The sequence below is a fragment of the Labrenzia sp. 5N genome (assembly GCF_012395805.1).
GTDB lineage: Bacteria > Pseudomonadota > Alphaproteobacteria > Rhizobiales > Stappiaceae > Roseibium > Roseibium algicola.
Genome location: NZ_JAAZTM010000004.1, coordinates 647,230 through 673,231 on the forward strand (window position 1 = coordinate 647,230; position 26,002 = coordinate 673,231).

Genomic DNA, 26,002 nt, shown 5'->3' on the forward strand with positions numbered 1-26,002 from the left:
ACGGGAGATGCCGCATGCTGGAAGGACCTATCCCTCTTTCTGAATTGCAGCGCCCTGACGCGGCAGCAACCGCCCTTCTGGACCATGCCCCGCAAAGCGTCGTCCTGTGCGACCGAACCTGGCGCATCGCCTACTGGAACCGGGCGAGCGAAACGCTCTATGGCTGGACATCGGCTCAAGTACTCGGACAGGAGCTGAACACGCTGCTGCAAAGCCGGCATCCACAACCCGTCCAGGCCCTGCAGCAGACTTTCGCAACGCACCGGGCCTGGGACGGTGATCTGGAACGCGCCACCGCCTCCGGCAACACTCTCACCGTCGAAACGACCTGGGCGATGGTGCCAGCGGCAGACGGGCAGTCCGAGTGGATCATCGAATACGGACGCGACATCACTGCGTTGAGTGATGCGGAAATCTCCGTCCGCACACTCACCCACCAGTATACGAACGTGTTCCAGGCCATGGCCGCCTCGTTCTGGGAACTGGACTTCACCGAAGTCCGCCAGATGATCGGCGGCCTGCTGCAATCCGGCGTCACCGATTTCGCGGCCTATTTTCAAAACCATCCCGAGTTTATCGACGAGGCCATTGCCCGCACGACAATCCTGGATGTCAACGATGCGACCGTGCGGCTGTTCGGGGGCAAGGACCGGGACGGCATGATCGGCCGGAACATCTCGCCATTCTGGCCGCAGGAAAGCCGGACCATCTATGCCCGATCCTTGCTGGCCGCCCTGCGGCGTGAACCCAACCTGCAGACCGAAACCCGGCTGTCGACGCTCGACGGGCAGCTGATCGATGCGCTCTTCACCGTGTGTTGGCCGGAGGGCCATCATGGTCGTGGCTCGGTTCTGGTCGGTGTCATTGACCTTACCGACCGCGTCAAGGCGGAAGAGGAACTGAGACAGTCGGAATTGCGTTTCCGCGATCTTTTCCAGGCCATGTCCACGGCCTTGTTCCAGCTCGACACTGCGGGCTTGCTTGGCTTCTATGACGACTTGCATGCCCGAGGCATTACCGACATGGGCGCTCATCTTGACGACCATCCGGAGGATCTCAGGCGCGCCATGGAGGGCTGCCTCATCGTTGAGGTCAATACAGCTGCTCTCAAGATACTTGGTGCGGAAACGGCAGAGGACCTCATAGGCCAGACAGTATCCCGCTTCTGGCCTGCGTCCGGTGATGAGGCCTTCCGGGCCGTGCTTCAGCACAGCTTCGCCTCGGCAACCCCGTTCGAAGTCCGCGCCCGGAACTGCCGCCTCGACGGAAGCGAGTTCGACACGATGTTTCTGGTCAATGCCTCGCCGATCCTGCGGGCAAGGAAGATGACGCTTGTCGGGCTCGTCGACATCACGGATGAAGTCGAGGCAAAGTCCGCCTTGCAAAAGCTTCAGGCCGAATTCGCGCATGCTTCCCGGCTTTCGGTGCTCGGGGAACTGGCAGCCTCCATCGCCCATGAGGTCAACCAGCCGCTGGCGGCAATTGCCGCAAACGGGTCAGCCGCCGGCCGCTGGCTGAAGCGGCCCGACCCCGATCTTGAGGAACTGATGGCCATCAACGAGGCGATGGTCTGCGACGCAAGGCGCGCGGCCGACATCGTGTCCAGGATCCGCTCCATGGCCACCAAGCGGGAGACCCAGCAGCTTGCAGCACCGGTCAATCGGATCATCGAGGAGGCTCTGGTTTTTCTTTCCCACGAGCTGCAAGCCCACGGCACAAATACACGAACCGCGCTGAAGGACGGCCTGCCGGATGTCCTTGTCGACCGGGTGCAGATCCAGCAGGTGGTGGTCAATCTCATTCTCAACGCCGTCCAGGAACTTGCCCGCAAGAACATTCCCTTCCCGCTGATCGAAGTCACGACCTCTCGGGTGGACAACAGGGTTGTCATCCGCGTGGAAGATACCGGTGCCGGCATTCCGGCGGAGATGCGCGAGCGTATATTCGAAAGCTTCTACACCACCAAACAGACCGGACTTGGCATCGGCCTGTCCATCTGCCGCAATATCGTGGAAGGTCATGGCGGCAGGATCCTGGCGGACGGTTCACCGCTCGGCGGGGCACGGTTCCAGGTGGAGCTGCCCGTTGCCTCTGCAACGGTGCAAACATGATCGGGAGGACGCTGCCGTCCTCCCGTTTATCTGGCTGAAACCAAGTCCTCACGCCGGCTGGACGAAGAACTCCAGAAGATCGGGATTGACGATGTCCGGATGGGTCGTTGCAAGGCCGTGCGGCAGCCCCTCATAGACCTTCAGCGTGCCCTTCGGCAGCAGCTTGATGCTTTCCAGCGCCGAGGCCCCGATCGGGACGATCTGGTCGTCGTCGCCGTGCATGACCAGAACCGGAATATCGATTTTTTTCAGGTCTTCCGTGAAGTCGGTCTGGGAAAACGCCTTGATGCAGTCGTAATGAGCCTTTGCTCCCCCCATCATGCCCTGGCGCCACCAATTGTCGACGATGCCCTGGCTGACAACGGCACCCGGCCGGTTGAAACCGTAAAACGGGCCTGCCGGAATATCGTGGAAGAACTGAGAACGGTTGGCCAGAAAGGTTTCCCGGAAACCGTCGAACACTTCCAGCGGCAGACCGCCCGGGTTGGCCGCTGTCTTGACCATCAACGGCGGCACAGCGCCAAGCAGCACGGCCTTTGAAGCACGGGCTGTGCCGTGACGGCCGAGGTAGCGGGCCACCTCGCCACCGCCGGTGCTGTGGCCGACGTGGATGACGTTTTGCAGGTCCAACGCTTCCACCAGCGCCTTCACGTCATCGGCGTAAGTGTCCATCTCGTTGCCGTCGAAGGTCTGGGTCGAACGGCCGTGGCCGCGCCGGTCGTGCGCCAGCACCCGGTACCCCTTCGCCAGAAAGAACATCATCTGGGCGTCCCAGTCATCGGCAGAAAGCGGCCAGCCGTGGTGAAACAGGATCGGCTGGGCATTTTTCGGACCCCAATCCTTGTAAAAAATTTCGGTGCCGTCTGCGGTGGTAACGAATTGCGCGGTCATCTGGCTTGTTCCCCTGATTTCTTCCGCCGTGGCGGGGGTCGGTTGCATAACTATGGATACGGCCCCGCCGATCGCGGGGGCCGATGCCAGTCCTTCAAGAACGAAGCGTCGCGTGACAGATTTCATGGACATGTTGTTCCCCGTAGCTGATGCAGGCGGTGCCTGCGGTGACGTCATCAGCCTGCGGGAAAGGGCACCGTGGAACCATTGTACGGCAGGTCTTACCGCTCATACATCGGTATGGTTGCGTTGAGCCCCGTGTTTGATTGAAGCTGGTGTTGAGCCAATTTCGTCGACGAAAGCCGGCTTGTTTCATGAGTCCTTCTCATCAGTGCAAGTTGGGCTCAGGGCATATTTTCCATCCGGTCTGCGGGGTAATGTGTCAGCTCCAAATTCGACTTGCCTCCCAAGCGCCTTGAAACCGGAAGCAACGCATCAAATGCAACGACCTTTCATCATCTGCCACATGATCACCTCTCTCGACGGCCGCCTCCTTCCCGGTCGCTGGCCGGCCAGCGATGAAGAAGTCATGACAGTCTATGAAAGCGCTGCCGAACGTCTGGACAGTGACGGCTGGATTGTCGGTCGGCGCACAATGGAAGATTTCATTGCCTCAGCTGAACCCTGCATCTCTACAGGTCCGGTTCCGCGTCCGGATCTCATGCCGGCTCTTCTGGAAACAAGGTCGCAATCTGCTTTGACCGCTCCGGACGTCTACGCCCCGAAACCGGAGACCTCGACAGCGATCATCTTGTGATCGTGCTCTCGGAAAGAGTTGCGGACGACCATGTCCAGGACCTGTACGCCCGCGGCATTTCCGTTTTCTTTGCCGGTGCGGAGGGAACAGACCTGTCCGGTGCGCTGGCAAGGATTTCGGAAGCCTTCGATTGCCGGCGTCTGTTGCTGGAAGGCGGCGGTACTCTCAACGGCGCGTTTCTGGCAGCCGACATGATCGATGAAACCAGCACACTCGTCTTCCCTGTTATTGATGGACAGAGCGGCATTCCAGCCATTTACGAGCATACGCAACCGTGTGATGCCCGCAGGCTCGAACTCATCTCCTCCAGCACATTCGACGACGGAACCATCTGGATCCGCCACAAGGTGATCCGGGACACGTCCCATCGAGACCGGAATGACAGTGACATCTGAATCTCATCCCCCTGCCGGGGCCCTGATCATCATAGCCTTCGCGACGTTCCTTGCACTCGTCGTCTTCACCGCGCCGCTGACGACGCTGGAAGCGATGACACGTGAACTGAACCTGTCGTCGGCATCTCGCTGATGATTTATGGTGCTCCCTGCGCTTTTGCGCAGGGGGGGGCGACCACCCCCTGCCTGTTGACGTCAAGAGTGTGGATAGGCACGCACCGTAACGACGGAACGCCAGGCATGGGTCCCTACTGACAAGGTACGGTCAAAACGGCACGCAGGCCCGGCTTGTTCGGTTCCAGCCGAATGTCGCCGCCGTGCTGGCGGGCGACGGCGCGGGCAATCGACAGGCCGAGGCCGGTGCCACCGGTGTCCCGGTTTCTTGACTGTTCCAACCGGAAAAAAGGCAGAAAGACCTGTTCAAGATCCGCGTCCGGAATCCCCGGCCCGGTGTCGGCGACGGTGATCACGACTGCCGATGGTGTCCTTTTGCAGGAAACGGAAGCTTTGCCTGCGTATTGGCAGGCGTTCTCGACGAGATTACGAACGGCGCGCCTGATGCCGTCCGGGCGGCACCGGCAGGAGATCCTGTCTGCTTCCTCAAAGTCGATATCGAGACCGAGTTCCCTCATGTCATCGCAAAGGCTCTCCAGGAGCGAGCCCATATCCACCAGCCTTGTCTTTTCGGTGGCGGCATCCGCTCTGGCGAAAGACAGCGTGGCATCGGTCATCGATTTCATGTCGTCGATGGTTTCGGTCAGCCGGTCACGCAGTTGAGGGTCCCCAATCTGTTCGACACGCAACCGCATTGTCGTGAGCGGGGTCCTGAGATCATGGCCGATTGCCGCCAGCATCTGTGTCCGATCTTCGACGAACCGGCGCAGCCGCTCCTGCATCTGGTTGAAGGTGCCGCACAATCTTGCAATGTCGCTGGGCCCGCGTTCCGGCACAGGCGCGCTTTCCTCACCGCGGCCGATTTTTTCCGCCGCATCGGCGAGCGCACTGAGAGGCTGGGCAATGCGGCGGGTCGCAAAGATGCCGAACAGACAAAGAGCAATCCCTGTCGCAACAGTCGAGACGAGCGATTGATAAGTGCCGTCGTTGGGGATGTGGGTCTTGTAGAAAACCGCGTTCAGCCAGCTTCCATCGGCAAGTTCCACGACGATGCCAAGACCGATCTGGTCCCTGAACGGCAGGACGCTTGCCGCTTGCGGGCAGGTCCACAGCGGGTTTTCCATGGCAGACCAGCCCTCGAAGGATTTTCGCTGCACGAATTCCTCGGAAGCCGTATTGCTCACCGTTGCTGCCTGAAGGGGTGTCTTCAGTATATCGGAGAGCGGCGTCAGAAGCTCGTTTCGGGCAACGATGTACCAGTTTCGTCCTTCCGGTCTCGGATCTTCGGCGCTTCGCCAGAACCTCGTGTAGGTCGTCGCGCTGGCAAGCAGGACATTTGTCTTGAAGTCCTCCGTCATCGACTGGATCACTTCGCAAAGCGCTGACGTACGGCTGACGAACTCACTTTCGGCGGCTTCCTTGAGGGCCGCCCTGCGGCTGTTCCAGGAAAGCGCGAAGCCGATGCACTGACCAAGAACCAGCGCGATCAGCATGAGGCCGATGATCTGCCGGCCGAGACTGCGTTTCCACCAGCTGATCATGTTATTTCCACGTCCACGCCGAGGCTGTAGCCACCGCCCCAGTGGGTCTGGATGATCCTCGGGTTCTTTGGATTGGCCTCGATCTTCTTGCGCAGCCGGCTGACCTGATTGTCGATGCTGCGATCGAAGGGTTCGGCTTCCTTGCCCACCGTAAGATCCAGCAGCTTTTCCCGGGTCAGCACCGCTTTGGGATTTTCCAGAAACACTTTCAGAAGCCGGAAATCGACCGTGCTCAGTGCAACCGTCAGACCATCACTCCGCTCCAGCTCACGCCTGCCGAGGTCGAGCGTCCACTGATCGAAACGGATTGTCTCCTTGGAAAACTTGCCACGATTGAAGGGTACATTGTCCACTCTGCGCAGCACCGCCCTGATACGGGCCAGAACTTCCCGCGGGTTGAAGGGTTTGACGACATAATCGTCGGCTCCCATTTCCAGACCCAGGATCCTGTCCGTATCCTCGGCAAGAGCAGTCAGGAAGATGACCGGAACCTGCGTCTCAGACCGCAAGTTGCGACAGATCTCCAGTCCGTCTTCACCCGGCATCATCACATCGAGCAGTATGAGATCCGGGGCGTTGTACTTCAGCACCTTTCTGAGCGCGTCCCCACCATCGGCAAGACTGACTCGGTAGCCATGGCCTGTCAGGTAGTCCCCGATCAGGTCGCGGATTTCCCGGTGGTCGTCGACGATGACGATATGGGGCTTGTCTTTCATGATGCTTATCCCGGCAGAACACCCCATGAATAGCCCAGATCGAAGCGCCGGCCACGTCGGCAAATGTATCAAATGTGGCATACATGTCCGGTTGATGCCGGTTCCGGGTGCCAACTGAGACCAGCTTTGCTTGCCCGGTCACCCTCGTCGGCACAGGTGGCCGCGTGTGCGCCGCGATACAAACGATACAAACGCTCGCTCTCCCGGCACATCCCTGCGACGTCTCTCCCTCAGTTTTTGTCGATGACCACGCCGGCAACGGCCAGGTGTTGGCATCAACGACAGCAAAGGAGTTGTTGGATGGCTGTGACATTCGAACTCAACGGCAAAGAGGTGACGTATGACGGCGACCCGGAAACGCCTCTTCTCTGGGTGATCCGGGACGAATACGGTCTCACCGGAACGAAATTCGGTTGCGGCATTGCCCAGTGCGGCGCCTGCACCGTTCACGTTGACGGCATGGGCCAGAGGGCCTGCATCACTTCGGTCGAAAGCATCGACGGTCAGTCCGTGCGGACGATCGAAGGTCTCGTCGACGAGGTGTCCGTGGCGGTCAAGGATGCCTGGAGCAACTTCAATGTTCCCCAATGCGGCTATTGCCAGTCCGGTCAGGTGATGTCCGCCATCGATCTGCTGCAACACAATCCGAACCCGAGCGTTGAGGATATCGACGACGCCATGTCCGGCAACATCTGCCGCTGCGCGTCCTACGTCCGCATTCGCCATGCAATCCAGCGTGCCGCTGAAACCCTGAGGACCTGAGATGAACACAACGCTGACACGACGGTCCTTCCTGACCCGCATCGGCGGCGGGCTTGTCATATCCATGGTGCTTCCAAGCCAAAGCTTCGGTCAGGCGATCCGGCGGATGAGCCCCGCAGAGATGCGGGATCTGCCGGCAGCACCGAATGCCTTCCTGAAAATCGCTCCCGACAACACCGTCACCGTGATTTCCAAGCATATCGAATTCGGACAAGGAACATTCACCGGTCTAGCGACACTCGCTGCCGAAGAGCTGGATGCGGACTGGAACCAGATGCGCGTCGAGGCAGCGCCTGCGGATGTCGAGCTTTATGCCAATCTCAACATGGGCATGCAGGGAACGGGCGGCTCATCGGCGATGGCCAACAGCTATTATCAGATGCGCAAGGCAGGCGCGGCTGCCCGGGCGATGCTTGTTGCCGCTGCCGCGCGTCTCTGGAACGTGCCGGAAAAGGAAATCGACGTGAAATCCGGGATCGTGCGTCATGCGCCCAGTGGCCGGACATCCGGCTTCGGAGCCCTCGCCGAAACCGCGGCGCAGATGCCGCCCGTCAAGGAGCCGGTTCTCAAGGATCCTGCCGACTTCACGCTGATCGGCAGCGATCTCAGGCGTGTGGATGGTCTCGAAAAATCGTCAGGTCAGGCAATCTACACCATCGACATGACGTTGGACGGAATGGTCCACAGCTCAATCCTGCACCCGCCGGTCTTTGGCGCAACGGTATCACGCGTCGATGCCGCGGCCGCGCTCGGCCTGCCGGGCGTGCTGGCCGTTCACGAAGTCGGACGCGGTGTTGTGGTGATTGCCCGCACGCGCTACGCCGCCATGCAGGGCAAGGCGGCTCTTGAGGTCGAATGGGATTTGACCAAGGCTGAAACGCGCAGCAGCGAAGAGATGTTCACAACCTACGCCGCGGCTGCCCAGACCCCTGGTGCAGAAGCTGAAAAGCGTGGTGAAGGTGACATGCCACTGAAGGACGCCGCGCGGCAGATCGAAGCGGAATACCGATTCCCTTTCCTCGCTCATGCACCGATGGAACCCATGGGTGCGGTGGTCGACCTGACACCGGAAAAGGTCGACATCTGGATGGCCAGCCAGCTCGTCACACGTGATCAGCGCGAGATAGAGAAAGTGCTCGCGTTCAAGCCGGAGCAGGTCGAAATTCATACCATGCTTGCCGGCGGCAGCTTCGGGCGCCTTGGAACACCGGATGCGGAATTCGCTGCCGAAGCCGTAGGCGTTGCCAAGGTCTGGGGTCAGGGACCGGTCAAGCATCTCTGGGACAGGGAAAACGATATCCGAGGCGGACGCTACAGGCCGATGTGCGTTCACAAATTGCGCGGCGGTGTGGACGATGCTGGCAACATCTCGGCCTGGGACCAGGTCATCGCCGTTCAGTCCTTTCTGAAAGGAACAGCCTTTGATGGAGCCGTGCGCAACGGAATCGACAGATCCGCCGTCGAAGGTGCGATGGGTATGCCTTATGCAATCCCAAATCTTCGTGTCGGGCTGCATCTGATGGAAAACGGGGTCAGCACCAATTTCTGGCGTTCTGTCGGCAGCAGTCACACGTGTTATGCGGTCGAGACATTCCTCGATGATCTTCTGGAACTTGGCGGGCGCGACCCTGTTGCCGGTCGCCTTGCCTTGATCTCCGAAGAAGAGCCGCGGTTGCGTAGAGTTCTCGAGCAGGTCGCCGACATGGCAAACTGGTCCGGTGCCAGCAGCGGCGACGACAGGGCGATGGGCGTTGCAATCACCAGATGTTTCCGCAGCTACGTTGCAGAAATCGCCGAAGTCTCGCGCGGCGAGGACGGATTGCCAAGGGTGCATAAGGTCTGGTGCGCGATCGACTGCGGCGTTGCCATCAACCCGGACCTGATCCGGGCTCAGCTGGAAGGCGGGGTCGGCTACGCTCTAGGCGCTGCCATGTATGACGAAATCACCATTGATGCGGACGGGCAGCCGGAACAGTCGAACTTCGACACTTACCGGTCGTTGCGGCTGTCCGAAACGCCGGAAGTCGAGGTTTCGATCATCAAATCGCAGGCCGACCCGACCGGGGTCGGTGAACCGGGTGTACCGCCTGTTGCTCCCGCTGTCGCCAATGCCTGGAAAAAGCTCACCGGCTCCCGCATACGGACCCTCCCCTTCACAAGAGGCATATCCACTTAAACATGCCCCGGAGGCCGCCAGAGATGGCGGCCTTTTTTGCCAAACCTTCAGAGTTTCGACAATTGTCATGGAAGGTCCACTACGCAATGATCTCGCTGTAATCGGCTCGGAACCGGGTGAGGAGGAGCGGCATGCGGGGACTATCGGCGTTTTTGGTCGCCATGAGCGTTTTTCTGCTCCCGGGCGTTTCCATTGCCGACACTATCAAGGTACCGACGATAGAAGTGCCTCCCTGGGGAAAAAACTCGAACCCTCCCAGCGGTTTGCTCGTCGACGTCGCCGCAATGATCGCAGATGAGATGGGAGCTACACCCGAGTTCATCGTCATGCCCTACAAGCGCGTGCACACGGTGGCCAGTGGCTGTTTCAAGGGATTTGTGGTGATGCCGGATCACCCCGAAATCCGGGCCAGCTCGGAGGAGGCTGCACGCCTCTGGGACATGGAAGTCGTTCTTTACTCGAACAAACTGGATCCCCTCGGCAGCTTGAAAGAGCTTGAAGGCAATTCGGTCGGCCTGCTGCTCGGCTCCGAGCTCCTACCGGAAATAAACGCCAACGATAAGATTGCGAAGGTCGAGGTCGAGCATCCGGACCAGATGGTCGACATGCTGTCCCGGCAAAGCGTAAGCGCCATCGTTGGCCTCCGGCCGAACTGCAACTTGCTGCAAAGCCAGGACGCCGAGATTTGTGTCGATCTCGACAAGACCTTCCACGCAACTCCCGTCAGAAAGGTGTCGGTATTTGCCTGGACACCGAAATGCGATGTGGGAAGAGCGGTCAGGACCCGCATCAAGGAAGCGGTCTCCCGGCTGCAGACGGAAGGTGCGCTGAGCAAGGTTCAAAGGCTGAACTGACGAAAGGTTTCGCAAACTGTCCGGGCCTGCTGCAGAGGCCGGTCAGCACCCTTCAGACGACGCCTTGAAGGACAATGTGCTGGTTCTCGCCTTGCCGTTTTTCCCGACATATTTGACCTTCGCCCGCATGAAGGCGGGATAACCGGACCCAATCGTCTTGGTGGAGAACCCGTAACTGTTCGTCACGGTGACCGCTCCATTGATCCGGCTTGAATAGAATTCTCCCGTCGCTGTGTTCAGGCTCAGTTTCTCCGTGCGCGTGAAACATTTGCGCCCTTCGGGGCAGACCTGCGTATGAACCCCGCACCGGTTTTGCTTGTAGTCGTTGAAGAAGTAGACGGACTTCACCGGCCCTTTGGAACCGGTCTTGATGAAGCAACCAACAGGATGGTTGAACGGACAGGCCTGTGGTTGACCTGTCACTCCCTCATTGGAGCGCGACTGTGCTGTCGCAAATTCTGCCGGCAGACCCAGCAGAAGGCCAGCTGCAAGAGCGTAGGCGTATTTCATCAGATTGTCTCCTTTGAGCCGAAACTCGGGAAGGAGTAGGCGATCCTTGCAGACTGCAAATGTCCCATATGGGAGAGCTTGAGCGGAAATCGCAGTTACTTAGGCGGCGAAGCATCAAACTCTCGCGTCTCTTTCAGCAACCTTGCGAAGCGCCAGGGACTGGCCCGGGGCAAGGCGTGACACTGTCTCATACAGCAGCCAGGACAGAAGAAAGCCAGCCAACGCCGCGGAATTCAGGTCCACCGTTGTCAGCAGCACGGTGACCGCGATCCCGACGTTCAGGGACACGATTGCCGCCGGCGCACTCACACGTCGGCCGCGAACCGACGCCCAGACAACCGGCAAGAACACCGCCAGCGAACTGAAGGCGGAAATGATCGAGTTCAGGACATCCGCGAACAAGGCCGCTGAAAGACCGAGCAACGTGAACAGCGCGGCAACGATAAGCTGCAATCTCCCCAGCGACAGTTCTGTCCGTTCCAGACCGGCCATCAGCGGCATCACGAACGTGTCCATCGTCGACATCACCACGGCGATGAGCATCAGGTCGACAAGCCATGTCCAGGTCTGCGGCACCGACGTGTGCAGGATCTGCATCACGTCCCCGCCAGGCATGCTGTGCAGCCCGAGCCAGACGATAATGAGGTATCCCGCAAGGCATATCGGGGCTCCGAGCAGGAATGCGCTCCGGGCAACCGACGGCTCGCGTGCGGTCGCCATCCGCTGCCAGTTGTCGACTGCCAGAACAGCGCTTGCCGGTATGAACAGCCAGATGCCGATCAGGATCGGAAAGCGGTAGGGACCAAGGTCGAAAAACACGAGCTCCCGCGAAGGCGCTTCCATGTTCCACATCCCGAGGATCGCAATGCCGACGAGAATGACCACGGCCTGCGGAATGTCGGTTTCCGTTGCCACTCTGTAGCCGCCAATCGCCGTATAGGCCCCTGCAAAGAATGTTGCGAGCACGACTGCCGCAAGCGGCGGGATTGGAAGGACAGCCGTCAGGATAACGGCCAGGGCAATCAATTGTACCGAGGCCCGCAGAAGAAAGACAAAGGCAACCGGCCCCAATATCAGGATCGGGTGCCGCACATTGTGGGTGACCACGATGAGGTCGATCAGTCCCCTCACCCCGTATTTTTGCGACAGTCTGTGCACACCCGTAGCGACAAGGGCACACATCAGCAGCCCGGTGCCGTAAGCCAGCGCGAGCGACAGGCCGATGACCGGGCTTGCGGCGGAAAACAGCACCAGTGCAACGAATGTACCGATGCCGATATTGCCGCAGATGATACCGGCGACCGTGGCCAGTAAACCCGTGCGACCCGAGTTGAAAATGTAGTCGGCTCGCGTTCCCTTGCGGCTGCGCCAGAAGGCGTAAACCAGCGGTCCCAGCAGAAGCGTTCCAAGAACGATTGTCTGTGATCCCGTACCTGTCACGTCAGAAGCGGCCCCTCGAAAACGTTTTCCGTCCGACGGGCCCTGGTCAGGTAAAAATCCCCGTGAACTCTAACCGTTGTCCGATGTAACCCGGCACCCTATGATCTCCAATATATGGAAAACCATAGTTTATGCTTGGACAGACGCAGTGCCGCCCAGTTTGATCGAGAAATTGCCTGAAGGAATTTCTTCCAACAGTGCCTGGACAGCCAGTGCACAATTCTTCGAATCCTTTGGCTTCGACAAGCTCATTTACATCGACCGCACGATGGCGGGTCTGTCGATGTTCACTACCTTTCCGGAAAGCTGGACCTCTCATTACCGCGCAGCCGCCTATGAGCGGATCGACCCCTTCTTTGCCTATTGCTGCACCTCGACTACTCCTATGGGGACAGGCATCGACTATCTTTCGGACTACCCGTATCTGTGCACTGCCCAGCGCCAACTCATTCAGGAAGCTGGAGAAACCGGCATGCGTGCCGGCATGTCCTGTATCGTGCGGCAAGCGGGCCCTGGTGGAGCTGGTGGCTGGAACCTCGGATCAAGCCTGCCGCGCCACGAAATCGAGAAGATATTTTCAGAACATGCCGACCTGCTCCGGCTGACAGCCTTCTTTGCGCACCAGCGCCTGCAGGCCGCGCTGGAAAACGAGCACAGGGACATCGCGCTGAGCCCGAGGGAAAAGGAATGCCTCCTTTGGGTCGCGCAAGGCCTGCGCAGCAAGCAGATTGCAGACAAGCTCGGCCTCAGGCCGGTTACCGTCGAACTTCATCTCAAGAACGCCCGCACAAAACTTCGCGCCGCAACCCGCGAACAGGCAATTGCCATCGCGCTGCTCAACGGGCTGATTTCCCCTTAGTCAGGAATGTGGAAAAGGTGTCCTGTGCCTTTCACGTGTTCAAGCTCCCTTAAATGGGAGAGGGCGCGTGTCACCCCAACTGTTCTGTTGTCGTCCGGACATGGGTTTTCCGGAGACATGCATGACGACGCTTTTCATCCTACTGATCCTGAGCCTTGGCGGGTTCGTCTACCTGCAGAACCGCCTTGCAGCGGCCAGAAATGCCGTTGCGAACGGGCGTTCCGGCATTCAGGTTCAACTCAAGCGGCGGCATGACCTTGTTCCCGGGTTGGTGAGCGCGGTCCGCTCCGCCATCCGTCAGGAAAACCATGTCTTCGACCGTCTTCTGGAAGTACGGGAGAAGGCGATTGCGGTCCGGCAGGGCAGCCTGGAAGACATCGAACGAGCCGAAGGCGACCTGACCGCGGGGTTGAGCACCTTCCTTGGTTACACGGAACATCATCCAGATGTGACTTCGACGGAAAACATCCTTCAGCTGCAAAAACAGCTGGAGGAAACCGAGGACCAGATCAGTGCCGCACGCCGGCTCTATAACGGCAATGTGGATCGCTACAACACGCTGCTGGATGCCATCCCATCGTGTTGGGTCGGCGCGCTCCTCGGCTTCGAACGGGCAGCGTTTTTCGCACTCGATGCAGACCAGTTGAAGTCCGCTGAAGCCGTACCGCCAATCGACCTGACAAGAGCGCCGTCATGAGTGGGCGCGTCACGCACTGGGACCCGATCAAGGGTGAAATCTCCGTTGAGACCCCCGACGTCTCCGACATCCGATCCGGTGTTGTTCTGCCGGCTCCGGTCCGGCGCATGCTGCCGATAGGGGCGATCCTTGCCCTTCTGTGGACCATGGTGCAGGGCTTCTGGACGGACGGCTTTCCGTTTGTGCCTGTTGCGGTCACGACCGTGATGTTCGCGCTCATGTTTCTGGCGGGGGAGCTTGAAAACAGGGACGGCCGACAGCTGAAGCGCCGGGTCGAACTCGCACGCAGGAAAGGCTGGAGCTACACCGGCAAGCTCATGGAGCGCGTGCGTGAATTCGGCACCGTCATGACATCGGACGGCGCGGATCGCCGAACGCACCTGGTCAAATCCGAAAGAGCGCTTGCCGTGGAAGACCGCGTCCCGGAACTGACCAGGCTTCAGGTCGGGTCCTTTGTTGGTGCCCAATTCGATGGCGAATTCTGGGGCACAAGCAGCAACGACGGATTGCCGTTCTGGGTCGCAATCGGTGCCATGGAAATGGAAGCCGGCCTTGCGGCGAATCCTGCCCTGAGGCGTGACGCCCGTGGCGGTAGAGGGGGCTTCGGCGTGTTCTACTCCCTCCTGGGCGCTTACAAACTTGACCGCAAGACAGGCGTCCGGGCTGCAGTTCGACCGGAGAACCTCTTCCACAAGGGCCCTCTGGATCGGGACATCAAGACGGAGTCCATCGCCTTCAACGAGGCATTCCATGTCTCCTGTTCAAACGGTGCCGGAACGGATGCGGACCTTGCCGTTCTCAGCATCCTGACACCTGCTACTCAGACCACCCTGCTCGATCTGCTTGAGCGGTATCATACTGTCGGCTTCGTGATTGACGACGATGTCCTGTTCTTTCTGGCACAGGACAAGCTTGTCGGTGCCAATGCGCACCCGGACCGGGTCGATGCACATCTCGCCAACCTGCTGACCGAGTTCGAGGCTGCAAAGTTCTCTGTCAAGAATACCGTCGAATAGGGGCTCTCGGCATGAAACGCCGCTTTTGCAGCCAGACACTATGGATTTTCATAGATTTGCAACGGCGGCTTTCTGCTGCAGTCTCGCGGCGGGCGTCTGCAAGGGGACTTTTGACACATTGGGCAGATGTGGTTCTGAGACGAGATCTGCGCATGGAAGCAAAATACCTACCGAGACCTGACGGGCCTTCGCTTTATTACCGTCATTGGCCCGTCAACGTGACGCGCCGTCTCTATTCGGGAAAGAGAACCGTTTTCCTGGGCCACAGCCAACCAACGCATTCAGGAATGCTGCAGCCACTCGCAGCGGGATTCCGCGCCTCCGGCTGGGACGTCCACTCCGGCGATATCCGGGGACACGGCAAGAGTTTCGACAAGACCTCGGTTGCCGGGCACCTGGATCCGCGAGACGGCTGGAAATCCGCTGTAGAAGACATGCGGCACCTGCTGGAGCGGAGCTTTGAGGACACGCCCTGGCAGGACCGGTTGATCGTCGTTCCCAATATCACCGCCCTGCTGACCCTGGAAGTCATGAAGACCTGGCCGGACCTTGCCCGGCACATCGTGTTCATCTCGCCGCCGCCCAACCAGAAGACGCTGGCCTTGTTCGGCAAGACTTTTTCCGAGGTTCGAATCCGCCTGAAAGGGGCGGATACGCCCGACGAACAGACCCTGCACCATCTCTATTCCTTCCTTGGCGCGCACCTGAAGGATCGCAGGCACCTTGCCGATGTCATGAGTACGGATCACCGCGTCATTCAGCAGGTCCTGGAAGATCCGCATGGCTGGCCGACACCGACACCCGCATATTGGAAGCAGATTTTCGAAGGCATGCTCAGTGCGTGGTCGTGGCCGCGTGACGCTCAGATGAAACCGGGCACGCGGTGCCTTGTCGTCTTCGGCGGCGAAGATGCAATGCTCCGCGACGGCGGTTTCCTGCCGCCCATAGAGCGCTTCCTGTCGCGGATTGGCATCGAGGACGTTGCCTCCGAACGTGTCGACGGAGCCCGGTCGGCGCTGTTTCTGGAAGAGGACAAATTCTCGATCAGCGGACGGATCCTGGACTGGGTCCAGAAAAACAGACGCCCTGAGGCCGATATCAGGGAAGTCGGCGTGGAAGAGCTTGCCTCGGACATCCTCAACCGGATCAGCGAAACCGGCGCACGGCAGCTGGAGCCGGATGAACTTGTCGAGCTCTGTTACAACGCGATCGACGACGACAGCCGATGGACGGAAATCATCTACCGGATGATCCATGAGGCAGAACTCTCCGGGAACGTCAACGAGGAGGAACTGCACGTGCGCATCAGCCGGCTGATGCCGCACTGGGAACGGGCGTTCAACCTGAACAAGCAGGTCATGATGAGCGCGACGCTCGGCGTTCTTCTGGAAAGCGTGATCGAGCGGCTGCAGATCGGTGTTGCCCTGCTGGACAGGCAAAACGACCTCCTGCATTGCAACGGCGCCTTCGAAACATCGCTCTCGAGCCTGTTGCCGCAGGACGACGCTTGTCAAATTCAAGAAACCGCGAAAGCGCGGGTAAAGTCGCTTCTGGCAGAAAACGAAGCGGCAGTCATTTCTCGCCAGAACGGGGAAAGACTGATTGTCCATGAGGGCAAGCCTGTCGGCTTTCAGTTTTTTCCGGCCGCCCTCAAACAGACCAGCCTTCAAAGGCACGGGCCTGCCAGTTTGTTGTTGTTGAGGGTACAGACCGGCGAAGACACCTCCGAAACCCGAAAGACCCTGATCGAACTGGCCTATGGCCTGACCGGCAAGGAAGCGGAGATTGCCCTCGAGATCGCCGAAGGACGATCGCTGGACCAGATTGCAGACAACCAGGGAATTCTGGTCAGCACGGCACGCGGGCATCTTAAAAAGAGTTTCCAGAAAATCGGCGTGCACAGTCAGTCGGAGCTTGTGGCCCGGCTGATGGCCGGGCCTGTCGGCTGGTTGAAATAGACCCTCCGCACGCATTCCATTCGGGAAGAATTCCTAGCGCCTGTCACCTGCCAGCAGCGTAGACGGAACATCCCTGCTTCAAGGCGGCACGACGGTCGCTCTGGCACTCGCAGGAAGGGGTGATCCCGGTGCCGGTGAGACAGGAAACGCCTTTGACGTAGCAACCCTGGGCGCGAACCACCACCCTGTGGTTAAACCGGGTGCCATCGAACTTGGGATAGCCTTTTGTCACCCGGGCCATGGAAACGGCAAACCGGCGGCCATGGCTGTTCCTCATCTTGCCTTGCCAGTTTACCCAGGCTCTTGCCTCGGCACCTGCCCGGGTCTTGTGACCCTTGCTGAAAGCGCTCTCCGCCTGGATCGTGCAGATCGTCTTGGCCTGCGCCGAAAAGGTTGGCAGCAGGAAACTCGTCCCCAGTGCCAGAAAAAGTATCATCCAAATCTTCCGCATTTCAGTCTCCGGTCTTGTTGGCGAGACATGTCGATGACGCAAGACTGACGTTTCGATCCGGCTGAAGCCTCTCCCATTTGGGTGAGCATCGATGCGGTTCCGGCACCGGACGGCGCTTATTTGCAGACAATGAAACCAAAAGCGGGACACCCGCCAGCTTCGCAATAGGCGTCGACAGTGGCGGCCTTGCCGACGAGCTTGATGTCGCCGAAACAGGCAACGTCCGGCTGACCGAATTTCAGACAATAGGCACGGGCGGGTGCCTTGCCGCATTCGCTGTAGCGATTGTTCGCTCCCTTGAAACAGGCGAGCACCCGGATGTCCGGTTGCCCCTGCACGAAGAGCGGATCGACGGACACATTGCCCGGGCATGGTGCCTCTGAAAACCCGTCGAGACTTGCGAAGTCGGGCAAGGCTTGTGCACCGCTGCCATTCGGCGATGCGCCGGTGTCCTCGGTACCCGAACTTGAAAGGCTGCCCGCGCCGGTGCCTATACCGGATCCGGCAGCCTGCAGGCATTCGGACGGTGGCAAGTCTGCGTTTCTTGCCACCTCCGTAAACCGTGCGGGATAAGCCTGGGCGAACAGGTCCCGGGCCTCTCCCGTCGTCATCAAGCCCAGCATCGCCAGGACGTCGCATTGCGAAGACGAAACGCCTTGGCAGCCATACCCCGCCGCACAAGCGAGGTCTTCGACACCTGGGGCCTGGACCCCGGGACCTTGCGCGAAGACCGCTTCCGACAGGAACCAGACGATTACAAAGGCCAGATAAGCACGGCGAGGACGAAGCCTCATTGCGAAACCAGCTCGATTGCAAACCTGTCGAACTCGAAATGGCTCTCTTGCGACTTGGCCTTGTTCCATTGACCGGCAAGCACGCTCGGCTTGCCGGCAAGGCGCAGCACGGTAACCGGATCGGTCTCAAGGACGTAGGGACCGCCCTCCTGACCGTCAGCAGCGGGCAGTTCCAGTTCGATGGCAGCGGAAAGCGCGCGTCCTCGCCGTTTCAGACGTAGCAGAGCACCATCGGTCGAAAGCGATTCCAGAACCTTGTTGCCATAGGCCCTGCCCGCCTTGTCGCACACTGTCTTGACGATCTGCTTGCTGAACAAATTGACATCGAAACGCGATACTTCAGGCTTGCCTTCGGGATCTCCGGAGAGGCGGGTCAAGGACAGGTTCAGATAAGAACCGCAGCCTTTCGTCCAGATCCAGGCCATTGCACCGATCTGATTGTTCGTATCCTCCAGCAGCGACAACGATACGCTTTCATGGCCGCTTTGTTCATGCAGCTTGAACTTGAGACTCAGGTCGAAATCACCGTCAGGCAGCGGCTCGTCAAGAACGAGGCGGTTCAGCGCGTTCTTGTTGTCGTAGATCGTGTCGCCCCCCAGTGCGGAGACAAACAGGGTGCCGCTTCCCGTAAACCTGGTCAGCCTGTCGGTTCCATTCAGTGTCTGCCAGCTGGCTGCCAGCTCCGGGCCGTCAAACGTTTCTTCAAACACAAGGGTGCTGGCCGGAACGACCTCTTCAGCCTCCGGCGCCGGTGCGGGAGGTTCCGCTGCCTTGCCTGCGTCCGCGACTGCCTGCTTGACGGCCTCGATGAAGCTTTCGGCATTGTTGGCGGCGTAATAGTTGCCGCCGCCATTTTCGGCAATGCACTGAAGGGCCTGGTTCTCTTCCTGCGTCAGGTCAAACCCGACCACATGGACGCGGGTGTTGATACCCCGCTCGGCCAATGCCTTGGCCGCGGCGCATGGGTCACCGCCGCAGGTTTCCAGCCCGTCTGAAATCAGAAGTACGTTTGCCGGCCGGTTGGAGGCGGGCATGGCGGAAGCCGCCTGTTGCAGGGCGGCTGCGATGGGGGTTTTTCCACGAGGCGTAATCGCGTCGATAACCGGCTTCAGACGTTCGGTATCGAAGTTGGAAACCGGATACAGGATCTCGGTGTCTCCGCAATCCCCTTCCCGGCGGTGTCCGTAGGCCATGAGGCCGACATTGGTCTGAGCCGGCAGGTCACCGATAAGACCTGTCAGCGCCTGCTTCGCAGTGGTGATCTTGGCAACACCGTCGACCTGCCCCCACATGGAGCCTGAACCGTCCAGAACGAACAGAAGATCGCTCCCTTCAGAGGACAGGCCGTTTCCGGGAAGGTCTCCTTCCTCCATGCCGGGTACCTCGGCGTCTCCGCCATTTGCAGCTTGTGTCTGCCCCGATCCAACAGTGGACCCGGCCGCTGAACTGCCCTTGAGCGTGATCTCGGAACCTGGATCCGATGTGATGTCCACACCGGCCGACTGCAGGAGATCGGATAGCGACCAGTCGTTTGTTTCGGAATAGATGTCGTTGATCTGCCAGGAACCGTCCGGCACGGTTATCAGCGTGTAGATGTGCCGGATCGGCATTCCGAAGTTGGTAAAAGTCACCTTTATCCGGGCAGCGCCCTGCAAGAGGGGTGCGTCTGGATCGGGCCGGATACTGAGATCGGAAATACTCGCGTCCTGTGCATCATAGACCGGATCGAATTGCAAAATCCCCTGAAGCTCCCCTTGCACGAGACCGTCGACGAGGAACTCCTTTGCGGCCGGAGCGTCGTTCAGGAGCGGCGTATCGCCGTCGTTGAACCGCTTCGAATGTTCGGCATAAAACAGCCGCACGAGGTTCTCTGCGGCGGCGACATCACCTTGCTGAGCATGAGAAGGTAAAGCGGCACAAAGGGCGAGCGAGAAAGGAACCACGAGCCGCAGTACGCGTGCCCGAGAGGGAAGAGCAGACATGGGAAACTCCGGGCTCATTGTTGCGGACGGCGGATGCTGAAGTGGTCGAACTCGGCCAGCGTTTCACCGCTGCCGGCGCGGCTGCCCTGGCCAAGCAGGAAAACCGGTTTGCCGAAAGGCGCCATGCGGGCAATCCAGTTGGTGTGAACGGTCTCGAGACCGGCGGGCTTTTGCGCCCCTCTGTCCGGAACGGTCAATGTCAGGGAGGTCCGGTAGCGCAACCCTCTTCTGGAAAGGGTCAGCTCAAAACCTTCTGCAAACAGGTTCGACAGGATCTGATCCCCGAGAGGCCGGCCGGCCTTGTCGCAAACGGACTTGATGATGGGACCGTCAAACAGGCTGTGGTTGGCGGCGGTCAAAACCGGCTCTCCTTCCGGCATTACCGGCTGATTGGCGACAGTCCGCAGGAACAGTGCAGGGCCGCACCCCTTGGTGAGCACATAAAGATGGGCTGCTATGAAATTGTCCGGACTTTCCCGAAGTCCCAGCCAGACTTCGTCGTAACCGGTTTTCGGATCGAGCTTGCCCTTGATAGCAAGATCGAAGTCTCCCTCAGGCGGCACGCCTTGCAGCTCGAAGATGTTGTTCGTATCCGCATTTCGCAGACTGTTCTTGCCGCCACTCGTGAGCGCAAGCAGGATGCCGTTTTCTACAACGAAGGAGTCCTTGTCAGCATTCAGGAGCTGCCAGTGCCCGGCCAGATCCTTGCCGTCAAACGGCTCCTCGAAGGGAAGTTCGATCGCGGTGGCAGTCGGTGCCTGGCCGCTGTCGGCTGCGGCCAGCCTGGCCTGTTCTTCAGCTGTCAGGTCTGTCTGGGCCTGCGCCGAAACCGCGCCGAGCAGAAAAACTGCAGTTGCCTGAAATAGCGAACGTACCGATTTCCCGGATCTGCGCACCAGCTTCTGCAAGCGGGAAGAAACTTTCGTGCATTCGGCCATCTAAAAATGCTCCAACCGTGGTCGACGGCTGGAAGCCTATAGAGGCGTTGCAGATCGGCCCTCCCTCAAATGGGAGAGACATCGAATGCAAATCACTATTCAGGACTGTTTTTGCAAAGAAATTGCCGGGGAATTGCAGACGGTACATGCCCGCTTCAAAGGCTCATTCGATAACGCCCCGGGCAACGCAGGCACCTGGCGGGCTGCCTTTCAAAAACAAGTCCCGCTGCCTCCTGGAAGCAGCGGGACATGAATTTCGGCAATGCGGACTGGCCTCAGTCGGCGAGATCCTGGACGCTGACCACGCCGCCGTTTTCATCGAGGCGATAGATGATCGGCGTTCCGGTGCCCAGTTCGCGCTTCAGGATTTCTTCCGGTGAAAGATCTTCCAAATCCATGATCAGCGACCGCAGCGAGTTGCCATGCGCGGCAACGATCGTGCGGCTGCCAGCCAGAACGCGCGGCAGAATTTCCGACTTGTAGTAAGGCAGAACGCGCTCTGCGGTCATCTTCAGGCTTTCACCGCCCGGAGGGGGAATGTCGTAGGAGCGGCGCCAGATATGGACCTGCTCTTCGCCGAATTTCTCGCGCGCTTCGTCCTTGTTCATGCCGGTGATGTCACCGTAGTCACGCTCGTTGAGAGCCTGATCCTTGAAGGTTTCAAGGCCGGTCTGGCCCAGTTCTTCCAAGATGATGTCCAGCGTCTTCTGTGCGCGCGACAGATCGGAGGTGAAAGCAACGTCGAAGGACAGCTTCAGATCCCTGAGCTGCTCGCCGGCCTTGTGAGCCTCCGCCACGCCCTGCTCGGTCAGGTCCGGATTTTTCCAGCCGGTGAACAGGTTCTTCAAATTCCAGTCGCTCTGTCCGTGACGGACAAGCACAAGAAGGCGGTCCATGCCATTCTCCTCAAGCTAAATGCGTATCTTCAAGAATCCAGGCCGAGGACATCGGCCATCGAATAAAACCCGGGCTTCTGGTCAAATCCCCACAGTGCCGCCTTGACGGCCCCGCGGGCAAACAGTTGCCGGTCTTCCGCCCGGTGAGTGAGTTCGATGCGCTCGCCTTCACCTGCAAAAATCACTGAATGCTCCCCGATGACCGACCCGCCCCGCAGGGTTGCAAAGCCTATGTCGCCGATCTTGCGAGGGTCCATGATACCGTCGCGCGAACGGACCGAATGGGCGGCCAGATCCAGGCCCCGGCCCTGCGCAGCCGCTTCGCCAAGCAACAGCGCCGTGCCCGAGGGGGCATCCACCTTGTGCTTGTGATGCATTTCCAGAACCTCGATGTCGAAATCCGCATCAAGCGCGGCGGCAGCCTTGCGCACCAGGCTCGCCAGCAGATTGACACCCAGGCTCATGTTTCCGGATTTGACGATACGGGCATGACGGGCAGCCGCCTTCAGAGGTTCGTCCTGCCCTTCAGCCCAACCGGTGGTGCCGATGACATGGACGATGCGAGCCTGCGCGGCCAGTTCGGCAAACCAGAGACTTGCCGCCGGAGCCGTGAAATCCAGGACGCCGTCAGAGGCGGCAAAGGCTGTCAACGGATCGTCGGTGACAGGAACGCCCAAGGAACCTGTTCCAGCCAGGTCGCCCACATCCTTGCCAAGAAACTCGGAGCCCTCGCGTTCGATCGCCGCGACGACGGTAGCACCCGTTGTTTCCGTGACCGCCCGCGTCAATGCCCGGCCCATTCGGCCACCGGCTCCAACGACTACCAAGCGCATCTGCCCCATCAAGTGGCTCCGTCTTCCGCAATAGGCCAATCGACCCCAATTCACTTCACGATTGGGGGTATACCAGTTTCGCCGGGGGAGGCAAACGTCCGATCATGCAAGGGGACAGCAGCACTCAATAGAAATGGCTCCTGTCAAATATTACTATACTCAATCCCAACTTTATTGATGAACAGCAAGTTAAATTGACAATAAAAAGGCAATATCTTCACCATTCCAATTCACCAAAGGTAAACCTCGAGCAGTTACGTTTGAGTCTGTAAGTGTTTTTTCTTGCAATTGCAAAACAGGAGGCAGGTTTCATGATACTGTGCTTATGGACGCATCGGTTCGTCACAACCTGTCTTTTCCCGAAGCTGTCCACACCCGCCGCCGGGTGCCTTGTACTTGCAAGACCAGCAACAACCTGTTGTTCCAACCGAGAAGGACCCCGCGCCGCCTTGCTTCCCGTCATGTTCGATTTACCCGTCAGATGATGCCCGCCGGTTCAGGAGCGCTTCGTTGAAGGCCAGTTTTTCCATTCCCTTCAGCCGCCTTGTCATGGCTCTGTTTGCGTTCGGCCTTATGGGAACGGCGATCGCGCTCTTCTGGATTACGTACCTTGGCAGCCTGTCGATTGCCGAACATGAAATTGCCCGCAGCGCAAAATCCAAGGCAACGCTCGCAAGGCTCGTCTTCACCCAGCATCTGGACAAACTCGAAACGCAGATCCGCGCGGTCGCAGCACACCCGGATATCCGGCAGGCTCTTTTGAACTACGACAAGGAGACCGCCAAGGTCATAATAGAACGCGCTTCCGAAGGCATGACCAGCGCGGTTCTGGACATTCTCCTGATCGATCTTCCAGGTGAAAACGGCTGGGTAAACGGCAGTCTCGGCCTGATCGACCTGAGCCACCAATTGCCGGTGAAGATACGTGCCGCCATGCCGCCCGACATCTGGGTAACTTACGCGGACCATGATTCCGATCCCATACAGATCACTGCAGCGCTCTCTGTTCTGGTTCTCGATCCCGATACCGGCCGAGTCCTCGGCAGGATTTATGGCGGGACGACTATCACCGATTCCTTCTCCCTGCCGGGTGTCCTCGCCAAGGCGCTACGGGTGGAAGATATCGCCTTCTATCACCATGAGGATGTTGTGGCGGGCATGGGCGACCTGACCACGGAAGTCCTTCCCGAACGGCTCTACGCTACACCTGACGACGTCAATTACGCGCTGAACGGAGAGAACCTTTTCGTTTTTGCTCCGCTGATGCAGGGTCTGGACGGCCACATGCTTGCGACCGTGATCAAGCAGCCCGTGGACACCCTGCAAAAGGTCGAGGAAACCTACAGCCAACTGTTCACACCGTTCCTGCTTTATACGGCGATACTGGCAATCGGTGCAGCGCTTCTGGTCAATCGCATCACCACGGCCGGCCTGGGCAGGCTGCTGAACTACGCGATGGGGCTGCGGCAGGACAGGGTGGTGTCGCCGCCGCCGCCCGGGCTTATCTTCGAATTCAACAAATTGGCGACCATGTTCCAGGCGGCGTTTGAATCCGTTCGTGACCGCGATGCCCAGTTCAAGGACATGATCGACGGCTCGATGCACGGCGTGCTTGTTCATGCCAATCATCGCATCCTTTATGTGAACGACGCCCTACTGAAAATGTGCGGTTACGCCCCCGGTGAACCCGAGCAGCTTGTCGAGTCCCCCACGCTGGTGATCTACGCGCCGGAAGAGCACAGCCGGCTGCGCAGCTATTACAACATGCGTGAAAATGGCGAAGGCGCGCCGCGCACCTATGAGGTCAAGGGAATCCGCAAGGATGGCGAGACCATCTGGCTGGAGCAGCATGTTCGGTTGACCGAATGGCGTGGAGAACGCGCCTATTACGCCACCATCACAGACATCAGCGAGCGCAAGCGCCAGGAGGAACTGGCAACCAAGAATGCCAATTTCGACATTCTGACCGGTCTGCCGAACCGGCGCCTGTTCATGGACCGTTTGCGCCAGGCGATCCAGCGCGGCAAACATATGGGCGACCTGACGGCGCTGATGATCCTCGACCTCGACCGGTTCAAGACCGTCAACGAAACCTATGGTCCCAAGGCAGGGGACAAGGTCATCGAAACCATAGCCGCGCGTCTGACCAGGACCCTTGGTCCGGACCAGACCGTGGCCCGCATGGGCGGAGACGAATTCGCCATTATCCTGTCGAACCCGGAAGACCGCTGGCAGATCGAACAGACCGCCCGTGACATTCTGAAGGCGATCGGTGACCCGATCAAACTGGAAGACAGCAATGAAGCCGTGCTTGCCGGCAGTCTCGGCATTACCGTTTGCCCGCACGACGGCACACACGAGGAAGCGCTGCTGATGCAGGCTGACACCAGCATGCTGCAGGCCAAGGCCGATAGCGGTGCCAGTTACCGGTTCTTTGCCACGCGCATGAATGAACAGGCCGCCCGCGCAAGCCAGATCGAGATCTGCCTCCGGCAAGCCATCGACAAGGGTGAGCTGCACCTGAATTTCCAGCCGATCGTGGACTATGAAAAGAACCGCGTGGTGAGCTGCGAAACCCTGGCACGCTGGACCGATCCCAAGCTGGGTGTCGTCCCGCCGACCGAATTCATCAAGGTGGCCGAAGACTGTGGGCTGATCGTGCCGCTTGGCGAACAGGTGCTGCGCGAGGCCTGCGAATTCTTCCAGTCCTGCAACCGCAATGGCCTGCAGCTCGACGGGATCAGCGTCAACATCTCGCCGCGCCAGTGCAGGGATGCGGATTTCCTGCCTCGGCTGAGAGAAATCCTCGACGAGACCGGCATGGACCCGGCCCGCCTGCAGCTGGAAGTCACCGAAAGCGTGATGTTCGACGACCAGCGCGTCAACCCGGTCGAAATTCTGGAAGCCATCAGCAACCTCGGCATCAAGATCTCCCTGGATGATTTCGGCACCGGCTATTCGTCGCTCAGCTACCTGAAGCGCCTGCCGATCGACACGCTCAAAATCGACCGGACCTTCATCATGGGCCTGGAGCGGGATGTGGACGGCCAGGCACTGGTTCAAGCGATCATTTCAATGGCCGGCTCGCTGCATATCGAAGTCGTGTGCGAGGGAGCCGAAACGCACGAACAATGTGAGCTGATCCATTCCTTCGGCTGCTCGCTCATCCAGGGGTACAGCTTTTCGCGCCCGCTTTCCGGCGTCGACTTCCACCGCTATCTCGCCAAGATGAACGGCGTCGATTCTGTTGCGGCCCGGGCCGGCTGACCAGGCTTTCTCGCTTCAAGACAAACAAAAACGGGGACCTTTCG

At 59.4% G+C, this 26,002-nt stretch carries 23 protein-coding genes; 12 read left to right on the top strand and 11 right to left on the bottom strand.

The window, feature by feature from the left end; genetic code table 11:
- Nucleotides 1-14 precede the first annotated feature (14 nt).
- A complete protein-coding gene (locus tag HEP89_RS06090; RefSeq protein WP_168691548.1) occupies nucleotides 15-2,111 on the top strand; it encodes a PAS domain S-box protein in 2,097 nt (698 codons plus the stop codon).
- Nucleotides 2,112-2,159: 48 nt separating this feature from the next.
- Here HEP89_RS06090 and HEP89_RS06095 read toward each other — a convergent pair whose 3' ends face one another.
- Nucleotides 2,160-3,002 carry an alpha/beta hydrolase gene (locus HEP89_RS06095; protein WP_228148114.1) on the bottom strand — a complete coding sequence of 281 codons (843 nt, stop codon included), beginning with the start codon at nucleotides 3,000-3,002 and terminating at the stop codon, nucleotides 2,160-2,162.
- Between the two features lie 439 nt (nucleotides 3,003-3,441).
- Between HEP89_RS06095 and HEP89_RS29815 the strand changes: the two genes are divergently transcribed.
- Genes HEP89_RS29815 through HEP89_RS06105 form a run of 3 tightly spaced genes read left to right on the top strand, consistent with a single transcriptional unit; the run spans nucleotide 3,442 to nucleotide 4,287 of the window.
- Nucleotides 3,442-3,759 (top strand): hypothetical protein, encoded by a 318-nt coding sequence (locus tag HEP89_RS29815; protein WP_286201023.1) that lies wholly within the window; start codon nucleotides 3,442-3,444, stop codon nucleotides 3,757-3,759.
- On the top strand, nucleotides 3,693-4,154 hold the full coding sequence (locus HEP89_RS06100) for a dihydrofolate reductase family protein (protein WP_286201030.1): 462 nt from the start codon (nucleotides 3,693-3,695) through the stop codon (nucleotides 4,152-4,154). The genes HEP89_RS29815 and HEP89_RS06100 overlap by 67 nt, the downstream gene beginning before the upstream one ends.
- Nucleotides 4,138-4,287 (top strand): hypothetical protein, encoded by a 150-nt coding sequence (locus tag HEP89_RS06105; RefSeq protein ID WP_168691549.1) that lies wholly within the window; start codon nucleotides 4,138-4,140, stop codon nucleotides 4,285-4,287. Before HEP89_RS06100 ends, HEP89_RS06105 begins: the two co-directional genes overlap by 17 nt.
- A gap of 115 nt (nucleotides 4,288-4,402) precedes the next feature.
- On the opposite strand, the gene HEP89_RS06110 is transcribed toward HEP89_RS06105, so the two are convergent.
- Nucleotides 4,403-5,809, bottom strand: a complete 1,407-nt coding sequence (locus HEP89_RS06110) for a HAMP domain-containing sensor histidine kinase (protein ID WP_197923152.1) — start codon at nucleotides 5,807-5,809, stop codon at nucleotides 4,403-4,405.
- The gene (locus tag HEP89_RS06115; protein ID WP_075281717.1) at nucleotides 5,806-6,525 is read right to left on the bottom strand and encodes a response regulator; all 720 of its coding nucleotides are present in this window, start codon (nucleotides 6,523-6,525) and stop codon (nucleotides 5,806-5,808) included. Before HEP89_RS06115 ends, HEP89_RS06110 begins: the two co-directional genes overlap by 4 nt.
- A gap of 300 nt (nucleotides 6,526-6,825) precedes the next feature.
- On the opposite strand from HEP89_RS06115, the gene HEP89_RS06120 reads away from it, so the two are divergent.
- The 3 genes from HEP89_RS06120 (at nucleotide 6,826) to HEP89_RS06130 (ending at nucleotide 10,317) form a co-directional block, all read left to right on the top strand.
- Entirely contained in the window at nucleotides 6,826-7,287 is a 462-nt protein-coding gene (locus HEP89_RS06120; RefSeq protein WP_075281718.1) for a (2Fe-2S)-binding protein, read from the top strand.
- A 1-nt stretch (nucleotide 7,288) separates the two neighbouring features.
- Complete coding sequence (locus tag HEP89_RS06125; RefSeq protein WP_168691550.1) at nucleotides 7,289-9,463, top strand: xanthine dehydrogenase family protein molybdopterin-binding subunit; 2,175 nt, start codon at nucleotides 7,289-7,291, stop codon at nucleotides 9,461-9,463.
- 131 nt (nucleotides 9,464-9,594) lie between these two features.
- Nucleotides 9,595-10,317, top strand: coding sequence for a transporter substrate-binding domain-containing protein (locus HEP89_RS06130; protein WP_168691551.1), 723 nt, complete (start codon nucleotides 9,595-9,597; stop codon nucleotides 10,315-10,317).
- A 42-nt stretch (nucleotides 10,318-10,359) separates the two neighbouring features.
- On the opposite strand, the gene HEP89_RS06135 is transcribed toward HEP89_RS06130, so the two are convergent.
- Nucleotides 10,360-10,827: a hypothetical protein gene (locus HEP89_RS06135; RefSeq protein ID WP_077291035.1), complete on the bottom strand. Its 468-nt coding sequence runs from the start codon at nucleotides 10,825-10,827 to the stop codon at nucleotides 10,360-10,362.
- A 114-nt stretch (nucleotides 10,828-10,941) separates the two neighbouring features.
- Nucleotides 10,942-12,267 (bottom strand): hypothetical protein, encoded by a 1,326-nt coding sequence (locus tag HEP89_RS06140; protein WP_168691552.1) that lies wholly within the window; start codon nucleotides 12,265-12,267, stop codon nucleotides 10,942-10,944.
- Nucleotides 12,268-12,415: 148 nt separating this feature from the next.
- On the opposite strand from HEP89_RS06140, the gene HEP89_RS06145 reads away from it, so the two are divergent.
- The 4 genes from HEP89_RS06145 to HEP89_RS06160 all read left to right on the top strand — a co-directional run bounded on the left by HEP89_RS06145 (nucleotide 12,416) and on the right by HEP89_RS06160 (nucleotide 16,797).
- Nucleotides 12,416-13,126 carry a LuxR family transcriptional regulator gene (locus HEP89_RS06145; RefSeq protein ID WP_161633214.1) on the top strand — a complete coding sequence of 237 codons (711 nt, stop codon included), beginning with the start codon at nucleotides 12,416-12,418 and terminating at the stop codon, nucleotides 13,124-13,126.
- 121 nt (nucleotides 13,127-13,247) lie between these two features.
- Nucleotides 13,248-13,823 (top strand): LemA family protein, encoded by a 576-nt coding sequence (locus tag HEP89_RS06150; RefSeq protein WP_167579513.1) that lies wholly within the window; start codon nucleotides 13,248-13,250, stop codon nucleotides 13,821-13,823.
- Entirely contained in the window at nucleotides 13,820-14,839 is a 1,020-nt protein-coding gene (locus HEP89_RS06155; RefSeq protein ID WP_168691553.1) for a DUF3137 domain-containing protein, read from the top strand. Before HEP89_RS06150 ends, HEP89_RS06155 begins: the two co-directional genes overlap by 4 nt.
- A 152-nt stretch (nucleotides 14,840-14,991) precedes the next feature.
- Complete coding sequence (locus tag HEP89_RS06160) at nucleotides 14,992-16,797, top strand: alpha/beta hydrolase (protein ID WP_168691554.1); 1,806 nt, start codon at nucleotides 14,992-14,994, stop codon at nucleotides 16,795-16,797.
- Nucleotides 16,798-16,840: 43 nt separating this feature from the next.
- On the opposite strand, the gene HEP89_RS06165 is transcribed toward HEP89_RS06160, so the two are convergent.
- From HEP89_RS06165 to dapB, 6 genes are all read right to left on the bottom strand, one after another.
- Nucleotides 16,841-17,233 (bottom strand): hypothetical protein, encoded by a 393-nt coding sequence (locus HEP89_RS06165; RefSeq protein ID WP_022999097.1) that lies wholly within the window; start codon nucleotides 17,231-17,233, stop codon nucleotides 16,841-16,843.
- A 131-nt stretch (nucleotides 17,234-17,364) separates the two neighbouring features.
- Nucleotides 17,365-18,042 carry a hypothetical protein gene (locus HEP89_RS06170; protein ID WP_168691555.1) on the bottom strand — a complete coding sequence of 226 codons (678 nt, stop codon included), beginning with the start codon at nucleotides 18,040-18,042 and terminating at the stop codon, nucleotides 17,365-17,367.
- Nucleotides 18,039-20,024 carry a VWA domain-containing protein gene (locus tag HEP89_RS06175; RefSeq protein WP_168691556.1) on the bottom strand — a complete coding sequence of 662 codons (1,986 nt, stop codon included), beginning with the start codon at nucleotides 20,022-20,024 and terminating at the stop codon, nucleotides 18,039-18,041. The genes HEP89_RS06170 and HEP89_RS06175 overlap by 4 nt, the downstream gene beginning before the upstream one ends.
- Nucleotides 20,025-20,038: 14 nt before the next feature.
- A complete protein-coding gene (locus HEP89_RS06180; RefSeq protein ID WP_168691557.1) occupies nucleotides 20,039-20,962 on the bottom strand; it encodes a hypothetical protein in 924 nt (307 codons plus the stop codon).
- A gap of 275 nt (nucleotides 20,963-21,237) precedes the next feature.
- Entirely contained in the window at nucleotides 21,238-21,858 is a 621-nt protein-coding gene (locus HEP89_RS06185; RefSeq protein WP_022999102.1) for a 2,3-bisphosphoglycerate-dependent phosphoglycerate mutase, read from the bottom strand.
- 29 nt (nucleotides 21,859-21,887) lie between these two features.
- On the bottom strand, nucleotides 21,888-22,700 hold the full coding sequence (dapB, locus tag HEP89_RS06190) for a 4-hydroxy-tetrahydrodipicolinate reductase (RefSeq protein ID WP_197923153.1): 813 nt from the start codon (nucleotides 22,698-22,700) through the stop codon (nucleotides 21,888-21,890).
- Nucleotides 22,701-23,201: 501 nt separating this feature from the next.
- Here dapB and HEP89_RS06195 point away from each other — a divergent pair.
- Nucleotides 23,202-25,958 carry an EAL domain-containing protein gene (locus HEP89_RS06195; protein WP_168691558.1) on the top strand — a complete coding sequence of 919 codons (2,757 nt, stop codon included), beginning with the start codon at nucleotides 23,202-23,204 and terminating at the stop codon, nucleotides 25,956-25,958.
- Nucleotides 25,959-26,002 lie beyond the last annotated feature (44 nt).